Origin of the sequence: Flexilinea flocculi (assembly GCF_001192795.1) — a bacterium.
Lineage (GTDB): Bacteria > Chloroflexota > Anaerolineae > Anaerolineales > Anaerolineaceae > Flexilinea > Flexilinea flocculi.
This window is the reverse complement of the sequence record NZ_DF968181.1, coordinates 353,810-369,166: the sequence shown is the minus strand read 5'-3', so window position 1 is coordinate 369,166 and position 15,357 is coordinate 353,810. Positions and strand designations below refer to the sequence as shown.

Genomic DNA, 15,357 nt, shown 5'->3' with positions numbered 1-15,357 from the left:
AAATTAGATTGGAATTTCGAAAACATCCTTGAATTCATGGTTAGAAATTCAGGATGTTATATAGTTTAATGATCTTCCCGTCTGTTTTCAGTCCCTGACCAAACGAGAGAAATAGGATAAAGAATGAAACCAGAAGTAAAAAAATTTACCGCTGAAGTAGGCGGTAAAACGATCACGTTTGAGTCCGGAAAATTAGCCGGACAGGCAGGCGGAGCAGTCACGATTCAATTAGGCGAATCGGTTGTTTTCTCCGCTGCGACCATGAGTTCAGAAACGAAAGAGGGTCAGGATTTCTTCCCGCTAACTGTTGAATATGAAGAAAGAATGTACGCCGGCGGACGCATCCCCGGTTCATTCTTCCGTCGTGAAGGCAGACCGGCTGGTGATGTAATTTTAACCAGTCGTCTGATTGACCGTCCTCTGCGGCCGCTTTTTTCGGAAGATATTCGCAATGAAGTGCAGGTCATCCTGTACAGTCTTTCCGCTGATTTTGACAATCCATTGGATGTGTTGGCAATCAACGCTGCATCCGCATCTCTTATGATTTCGGATATCCCCTGGAATGGACCAGTTGGCGCAGTCCGCGTCGGAAGAATCAATGGCGAATACATCATCAACCCGACTTACCCTCAGATGGAGGATTCTGACCTTGATTTGCGGATTGCCGGAACCAGTGATGCGATCTTGATGGTCGAAGCCGGATCCAACGAGATCAGTGAAGCGGATATGATTACAGCGATTGCTTTGGGACACCAGGCAATTCAACCGCTCGTAGAAGCTCAGCTGCGAATGGCTGCAGAAATTGGCAAACCAAAACGCGAAGTTACGCGGTTCTCGATTGATCCAGCATCCATCGATGCTGTATTCGAAAAATATAATCTGGCAATGGAAAACCTGCTGGATTCACCGCATACAAAGGCAGAACTTGCTGATGGATTGAAAGATCTCAAAAATGATACCATCGAATTTTTTGCCGGTGAAGATGAGGAAAAAGCAGCTCAATATGCAGAAGCCTTTGAAGAGGCATACAAAAAAGTGGTTCGCAGCCGAATCCTGGATCGCCATTTGCGACCTGATGGCCGCGATTTGACCGAAGTACGTCCAATCTGGTGCGAGGTCGGTGTTCTTCCTCGGGCTCATGGAACCGGATTATTTACTCGCGGAGAAACGCAGGTTCTAACAATTGCCACCCTTGGCACGCCTCGGGATGCCCAGGAAATCGATACGCTTTCTCCAATTGACAACAAACGGTATATGCATCATTACAACTTCCCGCCATTTTGTACTGGCGAAACCAAGAAGTTAGGCGGACAAAGCCGACGAGAAATCGGTCACGGTGCATTGGCTGAACGCGCTTTAGTTCCAGTAATTCCAAGTGAAGAAGAGTTTCCTTATACAATCCGGCTTGTTTCGGAAGTATTAAGCTCAAATGGTTCCAGCTCGATGGCATCCGTCTGTGGATCGACATTGGCATTGATGGATACGGGTGTACCGATCAAGGCACCAGTAACCGGTGTCGCCATGGGATTGATCAAAGAAGGTGATAATTATGTCATTCTGACAGATATTCAGGGCGCTGAAGATCATCTTGGCGATATGGATTTCAAAGTGACCGGTACAGAAAAAGGAATTACCGCTCTGCAAATGGATATCAAGATCCGTGGAATTACCACAGAAATCATGACCAAAGCGTTAGCTCAGGCAAGAGAAGGACGGAAACTGATTTTAGAAAAAATCCTGGAAGTGATTCCTCGTCCCAATCCGGACTTGAAACCGCACGTTCCCAGAATTACATCGGTGCAGATTCCGATTGAAAAAATTGGCGCAATCATTGGACCAGGCGGAAAAAATATACGAGCGTTACAGGAAAATACCAATACAAAAATCGATATCGATGATAATGGGTTGGTTTATATTTCAGCAGCGAATTCCGGTGATTCTGAAACCGCGCGTGATCAGATTTTATCGATGATTGAAACTGCAGTTTTAGGCAATATTTACACAGGCAAAGTTGTCCGTACAGCAGATTTTGGCGCTTTTGTCGAAATTCTTCCCAATGTAGACGGAATGGTACACATTTCTCAGCTTGATTCTGAGAGAGTCAACAAAGTCGAGGATATTGTTTCAGTCGGAGACGAATTAACCGTCATGGTGACCGGAATTGATGATAACGGCAAAATCCGACTTTCTCGTCAGGCAGTCCTGGAAGGATGGACGCTGGAACAAGCCATCGCCGCTGATTCAAAGAAATCAGGCGGCAGCCGAAATGGCAGCGGCGACAGAAATGATCGCGGAGGCCGTAGCGGAGGTGGACACAGCGGAGGCGATCGAAGCAAAGATCGCAGAAGAAATGACTCGTTTCCGAAAAGATAGGGACGAAAAATAACTGAATAAAAGATGGCTCGACATAAAATCGAGCCATTTTTTATGTTTTTTCATTTGGACTGATTCAGTGAAAATCGCGCAGAATTTTCTCAGGTGGAATGAATCAGGATTCTCATCTCAATGAGCACTCAGCCATCATACTGCTATGTTTTTAGTCGTTCTCGCAGCACATTCCTCAGGATTTTGCCGGCATTATTTCTTGGGATCTCATCAACAATGATAAATAATTTTGGCGTGGCTATCGGAGATAGGTGGCTGGTCACTGCAATCCGCATTTTACTTTCCAGTTTGTCATTCCATATAAAACCATTTTTAAGAACAATGAAAGCTGCCACTTTCTCATACAAGAGATCATCCGGCGCTGCCACAACACCGACATCAGCGATTTCATCCTGAGACAGCAATACGCTTTCTACTTCAAAGGGACCGACCAGATGGCCGGAAGTATTAATCACATCATCATCCCGACCCACAAAACAAAAATAACCCTCATCATCCTGATAAGCCAAATCTCCGGTTTCATAATAACCGGATTGGAATTTTGAAGCGAATGCAGATCGCTGTTCAAAATAATCAATAAAGCAGGATTCCCAACCTTCTTTAAGACATAACCTGCCAACCTCATTGGGAGGAACTGATTGATTATGCTCATTCAGAATTACAGGAAAAGCGTCATCGACAGCTTTTCCCATAAATCCAGGTTTAATGGCGTTTCCAGGGATGTTGGCAATTCGGATCGTTCCAGCTTCTGTCTGAAACCAGGTATCATGAATGTCACGATTGAAAATTGCTTTCCCCCAAAAAAACACAACCGGATTTAATGGTTCACCAATACTGAATATTTCTTTTAGAGCGCTGAAATCATATTCTTTGTAGAAATCCGGTGATTCTTGCATTAAAGACCGAAAAGCCGTTGGAGCCGAATACCAGACAGCTACTCTTTGATTCTGAAGAATGGGCATCCAGCGTTTTGCATGGAAATTACCTGAATACTGTACCGATTCGATTCCACAGAGCAGAGGACCTAAAATACTGTAAACGGTTCCGGTAATCCAGGCAGGATGAGCCGTGCACCAAAACAGATCATCCTTTCCAATTTGAAGTACGTTCCGCATGCTCCGCTGTATGGATTCAGCGATTCGATGCGCATGAATCACAGCCTTCGGGAATCCGGTAGATCCCGATGTAAATACCATAAAAGCAGGATCATCCGGATTTACGATTGTTGAAAAGAAATTATCAGGGATGATGGTAGATTCTCTATCAAAGTGATGAAGTCTTTCATGTTTTGGCAGCGGTTTTTCCGCACCATCAATATACACAATTGTACGAATCGTTGGAATCGATAGAAATAATTCTTCGAATTTTGCAAAAGATGAATCAGTGATCAGATACGCAGCCTTTCCGATGATCAATCTGGATCGAATCGCATCCTCTCCAAAATTCGGGAATAAAACACAAGGGACAGCGCCGCACTTTAAAGCTCCGAGGAAAAAGAACCAGATTTCCGGAGAGGATTGCAGAAAAATAAAGACGTGATCACCTTGTTGGCATTGCTTTTTCGCCAGAAAGGCAGCTCGTCGATTGCTTTCCTTCTCGATTTCATCCCAGGTAATCTGCTGACAGGTCAGAGAAGAATTGATCCAGCGAATTGCTGTATCAGTCCCATTCAATGTCCTTTTTTGTTTATCATAGAGCGATAGTATTGTTTCCATATCAATCCTGTGTACTTCCATGGAAAACTAATTCAGTCATCGACCACAAAAAGCGATCGGATTGTTCCGTGTTTTTCATTTTTAGAAACTTCATCTGTTTTTGATTAAAAGTATAATCGGTCAAATCCTCGCTGACGATATCTATGGGTTCCCATAGAATTCCATCCATCGAAGAAAACATTTGCAATGAACGGGGAAAATCGGTCTCATCACTTGCCAAATAATAGGTCATACCCCACAAAGTGACAGGATTTTTAAATTCAATTTCCAGATAATCCGAATTGTTTTGAAGTCTTCCAGTAGTCCATGCAGTGCTGAAATCGTTATCAAACAGATTCGCTGCAATATCCTGATGAATATTTGTTTGTATATGAAATACAATATTTCCGGCAGGTAATTCATCTTCAACGCTGCGCTGGTATACAGAAGAAAGGATCATATCATCCACTTTGACGTTATAAATTCGATCATAAAATGGAAAATTCAAATCATTACCAATTATTCGAGAGTAATTTGCAGCCAGATATGCTGGAGGTTGTACCCCTTTTCGATATTGTTTAATAATCAACCGATCTCGATCTTTCTTCCTGAGTGAATATTGGGTAAAATCGATCGATGATTGATAATCCCCGACGAATAATGCAGGATCTTTCTCATATTTTAATAAAAATTCCAGGCTTTCCCGCGTCGATAAAGCCCAATAATCGCGTTCAAAGAGTACATCCGCTGAATTCCTGATCAGTTCATTAAAATAAATCATCTGATATGGATGATTGATGACCATCCATCTGGCGTTGATAAGCAACGAAAACAGACATGCAGCATATAGAGGATAACGGAACCGCTGTTTGGATACATTTTTAATAAATAAAAATCCGTATAAAACGAAATACATAAATGGGCAATAAATAAAATAGAAATGACGCCAGCCGTTATATAGTGTAGATTTTTTAAGAATTGCGATCAAGATTGGAATCAATAAAAAGCAGATGAAGCTGAGATCAATCCAGCGATTTTCAATTTTTAACTTTTTTTGTTGTTGAAAAAATGAAAAGATTCCCAAAAAAAAGAGAACCAAATAAATAATTGGAGTTGTAATCCCAATCCAAACCGGCAAGTAATGCCAGGGTTTGGCATTGCTTGGAATGAGTTTCCCAAAATACAATTCTTGAAGATCAAAATCATATCGACTGAAGTGCTGATAAGAATCCATTAAAAAACGAATCGGATTGTCCCATGAAGCCGGCAGAAATAATATCCAGAAAAAGACAGTCACTCCAATCAACAAAGCAGCCTTAACGAGTAGCTGGGATAAACGAATCCGTTTTCTGATGAATAAAAAAAGCAGATAAAAACAGGAAAACGGTAAAACGATGATTCCGATAATCCGGACATTCGATGAAATCGCGATGACCAACGCCAGGAGAAGACAATGGAGAATTCCTGGCGAAAGAATGAATTCGATATAGATGAACAACGTAATCGTAAACCACGAAAAGAACATCAAATCCTTGATGTTGTAGAATGCATCCGCGAAAATTCGCGGCGATATGATTAAAAAGACAACGCCAAGAAACGATAAAGTCCAACTTGAAAATCTTCTTTGAGTCATTTTGCAGAAACAGACTAAAGCAATAAAAAAATTCAGAAAAATCCATAGATGCCGAATCCGAAACACGGTATTCAAATCGAATCGAAACTGATTCGCGTATTCGAAAAGTAAAACGGGCATTTGCAGCAAAACGCCATAATCTTTATCTTCATAGGATAATAAGTCACCTGCATTTTCGATTTGCTCAGGCAATGATTCAATATTCAATTTTTCTTTTAATACGTACTTCAGGGTAATTAATCCAGTATTCCTTTCAAATACTTCATCAATACTCATGCCATAATCGTCATAAATCGATAAACCGATGATGAAGATTAAAGCAAAGCATAAAATCATGAAAATTCTTTGTTTAGTTATTCCATTTTTTGACATTTTGTATACTTGCTCTTCTTATAAAAATTGATAAGGTTTTGCTTTTTCGATAAAAAATATGACTTTGTCAGTCCGTTTCTCGTGTTCCATGAAATAATAATTCATAGACAGCCCAAGAATGCTCTTTGGAAGGTTCCGAGTTTTTTAGTCGTAAATATTTGGTCTTTGTCTTAATAAATTTATAGTCAGATACTCCACGATAAGTTATTTCAATGGGTTCCCATGAAATTCCATCCTCTGAAGAAAAAAGTTGTAAAGACCATGGGCATTCATTATCATCTGTTCCTAAATAAAAGGTGATCCCATCTAAAGAATAGGAAGCATTAAATTGCAGATCCAAATAATCATTATTGTTTTGTAATTTGCCTGTTGTCCAACCTGTACTCAAGTCACCATCATATGCATAATGGGATTCGCTATCGTTAACATTAGTTCTGCTTGCTGTCACCATATCTTGTGACCACAGTTCATCGGAGTGATCCCTTTGAAAGACAGAAGCTATTTTCATTTGATCTACAGTTATATGATAAATCGGCGTGTAAAAAGGGAACTGCAGTTCATTTCCAATAGTATTCGTATAATTAGCAATTACATATTTTGACGGATGACCACCAAACCCATAGGATGTTGTTGACAATCGATTACGATCCTGGATTGGAAGAGCATATTTTGCAACATACAGTACTGCATCATAATCAATGATATCGATTCGCAAATTATTGTCCTGGGCGACAATAAATTTCAAACATTCGCTTGAAGACAAACTCCAATAGTCCTTCTCGAAATTATTTTCAGCATATTCTCTTGCTAAAAAATTGAAATAAACCATTTGGTACGGATGATTCCTGATCATCCACGAACCAGTAGTAAGAAATGATACGATCAGTAGCATATATAGACCAATTCTTATACTTCTGGAAGTTCTTTTAGCTATTACTGAAAAACCATACAACGAAAAATACACTATCGGACAATAGAGGAAATAAAAGTGCCGCCAGCCATTATAGAGAACCGGTCGAAATACCATTATAGTTGTCAGAGTTAAGATCAAAATGATAATTTGTGAGTAGTCAAGTATATGATTCTTTTCAAAAACCTTTTTGGATTTATCTCGTAAAAAAGTATAAATACCACTAATAAACAAAAGAATATATACCATCGGTGTTGTGATAACTATCCATACCGGCAAATAATACCAGGGCAGGTCAGACTCTAAAACCCATTTTCCCATGAATAAGGTAATACCTGTCCCTTTCGTTTCAGAAAGTCTTTGATGAGAAAATACGAAATTTTCTATCGCAGCGGAGAATACTTTGACCGGATTTTCCCATGCAACCGGTGTCAGTAAATACCAGGTTAGGATACAAGTTATCAGAATAACCACAATTTTTCTTATGCATTTTTTTCCGGTTGAAAAGGCATAGATAATCAACGGAATAATAAAACAAAGTCCAAAATAACGGATCGTGATTGATATGGCAATTGAAATTCCTAGGAGAATGCTAAACCAAATGGAGGATTTATTGATAAAACAGTTCAATAAAAACATCGTAATCATAAACCAGGATAAGAACATGAGGTCTCGATCGTTATAAAAAGCATCCGCAAATATTCGCGGAGACAGGATTAATATGACAATACCCGTAATAGTCACTTTCCAATCAGAAAACCGTTTATGAATTAATAAGGAAAAACAAAGAATTGCAAAGTAGTAGTTTAAAAAATTCCAAAGATGACGCACTCGTAAAATCGTGCTAGTATCCATCGAGAATCCTTTTATTGCTTCAAGGATTACTGTTGGAAATGTAACAGCCTGGCCATAATACTTGTTGTAATAATTGTGAATGTCCGGCAAATCACTAAAATCTGTGTTATTTATTTTAAACAGTTCGGATACATACTTATAAATCACATGTCCGGCATCGACCTGTTTCAACTCATCAACACTCACACCATAATCATCATAAATCAATAAACCGATGATGAAGATCAAAACAAAGCATAAAACCAAGAAAATTCTTTGTTTGGCTATTTCATTTTTTGACATTTCTTTTTATTTGCTCTCCTTAGAAAGATTGATGAGGTTTTGCCCTTACGACAAAAAATATGATTCTATCAGTCCGTTTCTCGTGTTCCATGAAATAATAATTCATAGACAGCCCAAGAATGCTCTTTGGAAGGTTCCGAGTTTTTTAGTCGTAAATATTTGGTCTTTGTCTTAATAAATTTATAGTCAGATACTCCACGATAAGTAATTTCGATGGGCTCCCATGAAATTCCATCCTCTGAGGAAAAAAGTTGTAAAGACCATGGGCATTCATTATCATCTGTTCCTAAATAAAAAGTGATCCCATCTAAAGAATAGAAAGCATTAAATTGCAGATCCAAATAATCATTATTGTTTTGTAATTTGCCTGTTGTCCAACCTGTACTCAAGTCACCATCATATGCATAATGGGATTCGCTATCGTTAACATTAGTTCTGCTTGCTGTCACCATATCTTGTGACCACAGTTCATCGGTGTGATCCCTTTGAAAGACAGAAGCTATTTTCATTTGATCTACAGTTATATGATAAATCGGCGTGTAAAAAGGGAACTGCAGTTCATTTCCAATAGTATTCGTATAATTAGCAATTACATATTTTGACGGATGACCACCAAACCCATAGGATGTTGTTGACAATCGATTACGATCTTGGATTGGAAGAGCATATTTTGCAACATGCAGTACTGCATCATAATCACTGATATCGATTCGTAAATTATTGTCCTGGGCGACAATAAATTTCAAACATTCGCTTGAAGACAAACGCCAATAGTCCTTCTCGAAATTATTTTCAGCATATTCTCTTGCTAAAAAATTGAAATAAACCATTTGGTACGGATGATTCCTGATCATCCATATCAGCGTTATGGTAAGTGAAAGGAATGTCACTGTTCCGATAATCAGTTTGATCAAATGAAATTTGGAATGCAATAAATTTTTAAAACCGTAAATAGCGATATATAGAAAGGGAACATAAATAAAATACAGATGCCGCCAACCGTTATATAATGTGGAATGGAATAAAATGGCACTTATGATTGGTATCAAGAACATCGATAGCATACAGATATCAAGAAAAAAGTCTTCAGAAAATTTCTTTTCCCCAACAAAAACTATAAAAACAAGACCGATGAGAAATAAAAATAAATACAATATCGGTGTAGTAATCCCGATCCATACCAGGATATAGTGCCACGGTAATGCATCACTTGGCACTAATTTTCCAAAATATACTTCTGGTTCGATATGGTCAAAATTTGAGAAACTTTTAAACACGTTAAGTAAATACTTAGCTGGATTCTCCCAGGATGCCGGTAAAAAGAGGATCCAAAGGGACACTGTTACTCCAATCAATAAGCAAGCTAATAGAATAAATCGGCTGAATTTGATTTTTTTTCTGATCAATTTAATCAAAAGGAATAAACAGGAAAAAAATAAAATCATCAATCCGACAACTCGTATGTTCGATGATAATGCAATGGTAATACTCAGGAAGAAGCCATTTAAAATCGTCGAAGAATAAATAAACTGCACAAAAAAATACAATGAAATGATGAACCAGGATAAGAATAGCAAATCTTTATTGTTATAAAAAGCATCAGCAAAAATTCGGGGAGACAGAACAAGGAAGATGACGGCAATGATTGAAAAAAAAGGATTTTGAAATCGCTTTTTAATGAACATATAAAAAAATATTGTTGCTACGTAAAAATTTATAAAAAGCCAAAAATGCCTAATTTTGAATATGGTTTTCTCATCAAATCGAAAATTCATAAAATATTCAAAAAGGACGGTTGGCATTTGCAACACTACGCCATAATCTTTGTCTTTATAGGATAATAAATCTTGCGTTAATAACAATTCCTCGGGTAATGAAGGAACTTTTAATACGTCGTTTAATACATATTTAAGTGTAATCAAACCTGTATTTCGCTCAGCTAATTCATCGACATGAATACCATAATCATCAAAAATACTTATTCCGACTATAAAAATAATTAAAAATTGAAATATGCTGACCAGAACACTTTGTTTTCGGAAAAAATCATACATGTTTTAAATTCCTCAAAAATTTTCGTTAATAAAGAAAGTACAAAACAATAGGGATTCCTTTGTGATGCCTGGATAACTCTTACAATTCTGAAAAAAATCATGAATATGAATCATTCGAAAAATATTTTCATTTCATGATTCAGAGTTTTTTCACAAGAATTATTTAGAAAAATTTGTAATTCGAAATTTGAAAAAATTTTATAATTATAAAAAAAAAGTAGTTATGCTGTTTTTGCGCAGTACGTAAAACAGCATAACTACAAATAATTCTTTTCATAATTCAAACCACTAGTCAATTCTTGTGAATCAATCATACTATGATACATTGAATTTTTTTATCTTTTCCGCCAATTCAGAAAATTCACAATAAGGAATTAATGGAACTATCTGTTTTCAAAGTGAATTTTCAATAATATTTTACAAAAAGAATTTTGAAAATTTTCCTGCTCAAAGAAAAACGGTATAATCCTCAATTATACACAGGAGATCTCATGAAATCGAAATCAGTCATGTTGCTTTCATTCCTCATCGTTTTATTATTCGGCAGTCAAATAGTATCTGCAAATCAGACTTTGACTCATTATGATATCGATACTGGTTTCAGACCGAATATCAATGGATTCAGTTTTGAAAACTATGGAAATTACGGATGCAGTGATTCCTATTGCAATCAGACATTTTCCATTGAAAATCTCACTTCAGTCGAAATGCGGAGAATGTTTGGCGATCAGGTATGCCGCAAATTGAACATCGACGGCAGCTGTGAACTATTGAAAGTAGCAGAAAGCTGGATGGACGAGGTCAATGAGTCCATGGAGAATGGCCATTGCGAGGGTATGGCGGTTTTGAGTTCGCTTTTTTATGCCGGAATGAAGAATCCGATCACTTTTGGCGATTCATCCGTACATGATCTCAACCTGAAGGGAAATAAAGCCCTCCAAAATGAAATTGCCTACTGGTATGCAACACAATGGTATATGGATGACCATTTAATTGAAGAGGATCCAAATTCACAGCTTCAAAGGCTGATTGATGCATATCAAAGCAATCCGAACATATTAATCCCGATTGGTATTTACAAACGAGATTTCAGCGATGGCCATGCGATTACTGCATATGCAATTGAAGAAAAGGATGACGGTATTTATTGGATTATGGTTTATGACAATAATTATCCGGATGAAGAACGCTATATCATCATCGATACAGAACAAAATTCATGGCAATACTCAGGGGCGACAATGTCCGATTTAGCTGAGGATCTTTACGATGGAGAAGGGAATACAAATCCTTTTCAACTTGCTCCGATAGATTCCCGCCTGGGACAATTTGAATGCGATTTCTGCCCCGCAATTTCCGCGTCCTCATGGGGAGGAGGCGCCGATGCTGAATCAACGCAAGAAAGTCCAACAGCAATGCCAGTCAGACCGTCACCGTGGGATCAAACCGAAAGCGAACCGACGAAACCAGTCAGTCCCTGGGGTAGACCGACAGCGACACCACAGAAAAGTCCCTGGCAAGATGATTCAGCCTGGGAAGTTGGGGCGCCAGATCTTTGGGGCAATCCGGAAATCGATTTTAATAAAATCGGTGTAAACTCCGCTATTAATATCTATATTGAAACAGAAGACGGTCTAAAATCCGGCTACGATTGGGAAGACGAGAAAAATTATGATCAAATTCCTAACGTCGAAATTAAAAGATCCATGCAGCGCAGCACAGCAAAACTGCCAACGGATCTGGTTTATTACTTATGGATGAATTCTCCGGAAAAAGAAGAATGGACAACATTCGATGTCGATATCACTTCGCCCGGAACAATTCTCTATTTGACGGATGTTTTGGAATCCTACGAATACCCCAATTTTGTTTATACGCCTCCAACCTATGATGAAGAAAATGATGTTCGTTATGAATCATTTGAAGTGGTTGCATCGCCTGCTTACCTGCCAGGTGTTGAATTCGTCATCAGTGATGAATTTGGTGAATATCGGTTTGCATTTCAAACCGAATTTAATGGCAGTCAAGAAATCGAAAACAATATCGATTTTCTGATCTATCATGATTATGACTCAGGTCAGTTAGGAATTGAAATTTATGCAGCGGATGATGCTGAAACTGAAATGTTTAAAGACACTTCTTTCCTGATCAGCGGTGAATTTTTCATCTATGATGAGAATGGAGAAAAACAAATATCCACAAACCCGGATAATCCAATTGAACTGGATGTAAACGGAGCTTTTTATATCAATTATTTAGACTGGCAGGACAGCGGAATTTTGACGATCGAGCAAGATGCTGATGGTGATTTTGAGTTGGAAACAAGCATAACTCTGGGCTAAAACCAGTAACTCGGAATTTGGAATTGCCCTTCGATCAAATGAGATGACTTTGATTCGCAGTGCGAAAACAGGATGGTGAAAATGAAACACAAATTATTCTTGCTGTGCGCTTTTCTTTTATTGATCGGAATTGCTTTTTCAGCAGTCTCCGCCAAAAACTACGATGTAGACACAGGATTCCGTCCCGAGGCTGACGGCTTTGGATTTGAGAACTATGGCGGTCAGATCTGCAGTAATTTCTGGTCATGTTCCTCAGTGCAGAACTTGACCTCGATTGAAATGCGTCGAATGTTTGGCGATCAGGTGTGCAAAAAAATAAATGCGGATGGCAGTTGTACACTGCTGAAAGTAGCGAAAAGCTGGATGGATGAAGTCAATCGGACGATGTCCGGAGGACATTGCGAAGGAATGGCTGTCCTTAGCACACTTTTTTATGACGGGATCAAAAAACCTGAAGACTTTGGCGCAAAAAAAGTCAACAATCTTCAATTAGAAAATAATTCACCACTGCAAAGGGAATTGGCTTACTGGTTTGCCACGCAATGGTTTATGGATGGGCATCTAATCGAGGAAGATCCAAATACGCAATTAGAAACACTGATTAAATGGTTTAAAAAAGATCCAAACAGAACTGTTCCCATCGGAATTTTCAAAAAGAATCTGACGGGCGGACATGCGATTACTGCCTATGCGGTCGAAGAACGAGGTAACGGAATCTATTGGATTATGGTTTATGACAATAACTACCCGGATGAGGAACGATATATTACAGTCGATACCAAAAAGAATTCCTGGTCTTACTCCGGTGCGACAATGGCTGGAATGCAGCAAGATGTCTACGATGGAAAAGGAAATAAGAATCCTTTTCAGCTTTCTCCTGTTGATTCCAGATTGGGAAAATTCGATTGCGATTTTTGCCCGGCTTCTTCATCGGAGGACTCGGGAGCCGACATTCCCGATTCGATCCCGGATGTATCAATCCCATGGATAAATCCTGACGTTGAAACTCCTGACGAAGACAGCTCCTCATCGGATTCCATTTACGATATTTTTGGTCCATGGTTGTTTCCTGATGAACAGGATTCATCCAAATCACCGGATGACTCAGAATCATCATCTTCTATCTATGATTTGCTGATGCCTTGGTTATTTCCAGATACGGTTCAGCCAACTGAACAAACTGAATTTGAACCGCAGCGAATTTCGACTGCTACTCCTAAACCGATACCATCAACTCCGACACCGAAACCAGACAATAATACGGATAAGAATAGTTACAATAAAATTTATGTTGATAAAGACATCAATATTTATGTCGAAACAGATGCTGATCAAAAAGCCGGATATGACTGGGAGAGCGATACAAAATATGACAGTATTCCTGGTGTAACGGTAACCCGGTCTGTCTATCGATCGTCAGCACTGCTTCCAACGGACTTGAAGTATTATCTTTGGATCAACTCTCCCGAAGAAAGGAGCAATCAGGCCGTTTTTGATGCTGAGATCACTTCTCCGGGGACGGTGCTTAAACTAAGAAACGTATTGGAGTCTTACAAAGAACCCAATTTCGTTTATAATCCGCCGGTACATAGGGAAAACAATGATGTGGAATATGAAGCGTTTGAAATCATGTCCGACCCTGCGCATTTACCAGAAATCGAATTCACAATTTCGGATAAAAACGGTGAGTATAACTTGAAATTCTTCACTGCGTTCGATGGTGATGAAAAAATCAAAGAACCGATCGATTTTGTAATATTCCATGATTATGATTACAGTCAAGTCGGAATTTGGATTACCGCTGCAAACGAAGAGAACGCTTCAAAATTTAAAAACGCTAAGTTTCAAGTTAAAGGAGAGTTTTATCTCTGGGATGAAACCATGGAGCGGTATGTCGCGACAAATAAATATCCAATAAAAATGGGTATCGACGGTATGTTCTTCTTCAATTATAAAAACTGGTTGGATGGAGATGGCTATTTCTTCACCGGTGACCTGGATGGTGACAGCGAATTTGAAACCTGGAAGGAAATCGGCAAAAAACTTTGATATAATTTTAGGTTGTATAGATTCTTAATAGATTTCTGCTGCGCCGTTAATGTTTTTCAAACAATTGGCTGGTATGATTAGGGGTCAGAATATACAAAGTGTGAACTTATATTGAGGAAGAACAAATGCCAACTTACACGTATGAATGTGATAATTGCAATAATAAATTCGAAGTATTTCAACATTTTTCGGAAGATGCATTAAAAGTATGTCCGCGGTGTAAACAAATGACCTTAAGAAAAGTCTATTCCCCGGTAGGAATTGTTTTCAAAGGATCCGGTTTTTATGCGACAGATCACCGCTCTCCTTCTGGAATGACATCTTCAGGTAATAATCATGACGGATCTGCTGCTGAAACGGAAAAAAAGACGGATACTGGCAAGAAAGCTGAGAAAACTGTGAAAACAGAAAGCGCCAATATTCCTCAGTCGACTGCAGCAAAATCTGCCGAACCGGTTGCGAGCTCAAAATAAGCTGCCTTTATTCATTGAACTATAAGACTGATGCACTCTCCCAAAAAACATATCCCGATTATGACCTTCAGGGAATTTTTTCGCAGAAATCATTAAAGGGATGATGAAATCGATAATCCAGAGGTAACATAATGAACAAGAAAGTAACAAAACAGGACAAGATTCAACGCGAAAAAAATCAGCAAAAGAATGCTCAGAAAAAAAGAGCCCGTACAATGAGTATTATAGGGATTGTCATCGCTTTACTCCTTGTATTTTCGATGCTTTTATCCAGCCTCCGATTCTAATTTTCCGATCCCGTAACTTGT

The 15,357-nt window shown here is 38.7% G+C and carries 8 protein-coding genes; 4 read left to right on the top strand and 4 right to left on the bottom strand.

Features of this window, described 5'->3' with window-relative positions:
- Nucleotides 1–123: 123 nt before the first annotated feature.
- The gene (locus tag ATC1_RS06505) at nt 124–2,373 is read left to right on the top strand and encodes a polyribonucleotide nucleotidyltransferase (RefSeq protein WP_062279493.1); all 2,250 of its coding nucleotides are present in this window, start codon (nt 124–126) and stop codon (nt 2,371–2,373) included.
- 155 nt (nt 2,374–2,528) lie between these two features.
- Here ATC1_RS06505 and ATC1_RS06500 read toward each other — a convergent pair whose 3' ends face one another.
- From ATC1_RS06500 to ATC1_RS06485, 4 genes are all read right to left on the bottom strand, one after another.
- Nucleotides 2,529–4,100 (bottom strand): AMP-binding protein, encoded by a 1,572-nt coding sequence (locus ATC1_RS06500; RefSeq protein WP_062279490.1) that lies wholly within the window; start codon nt 4,098–4,100, stop codon nt 2,529–2,531.
- A 1-nt stretch (nt 4,101) separates the two neighbouring features.
- Nucleotides 4,102–6,048, bottom strand: coding sequence for a discoidin domain-containing protein (locus ATC1_RS06495; protein WP_152024247.1), 1,947 nt, complete (start codon nt 6,046–6,048; stop codon nt 4,102–4,104).
- Between the two features lie 103 nt (nt 6,049–6,151).
- On the bottom strand, nt 6,152–8,131 hold the full coding sequence (locus ATC1_RS06490; protein WP_062279486.1) for a discoidin domain-containing protein: 1,980 nt from the start codon (nt 8,129–8,131) through the stop codon (nt 6,152–6,154).
- A 68-nt stretch (nt 8,132–8,199) separates the two neighbouring features.
- Nucleotides 8,200–10,185 carry a discoidin domain-containing protein gene (locus ATC1_RS06485; protein WP_062279484.1) on the bottom strand — a complete coding sequence of 662 codons (1,986 nt, stop codon included), beginning with the start codon at nt 10,183–10,185 and terminating at the stop codon, nt 8,200–8,202.
- A 491-nt stretch (nt 10,186–10,676) separates the two neighbouring features.
- On the opposite strand from ATC1_RS06485, the gene ATC1_RS06480 reads away from it, so the two are divergent.
- The 3 genes from ATC1_RS06480 to ATC1_RS06470 all read left to right on the top strand — a co-directional run bounded on the left by ATC1_RS06480 (nt 10,677) and on the right by ATC1_RS06470 (nt 15,049).
- Complete coding sequence (locus ATC1_RS06480; protein ID WP_062279482.1) at nt 10,677–12,527, top strand: hypothetical protein; 1,851 nt, start codon at nt 10,677–10,679, stop codon at nt 12,525–12,527.
- Between the two features lie 81 nt (nt 12,528–12,608).
- Entirely contained in the window at nt 12,609–14,576 is a 1,968-nt protein-coding gene (locus tag ATC1_RS06475) for a hypothetical protein (RefSeq protein WP_062279480.1), read from the top strand.
- Between the two features lie 125 nt (nt 14,577–14,701).
- Nucleotides 14,702–15,049 (top strand): FmdB family zinc ribbon protein, encoded by a 348-nt coding sequence (locus tag ATC1_RS06470; protein WP_062279478.1) that lies wholly within the window; start codon nt 14,702–14,704, stop codon nt 15,047–15,049.
- Nucleotides 15,050–15,357: the final 308 nt, after the last annotated feature.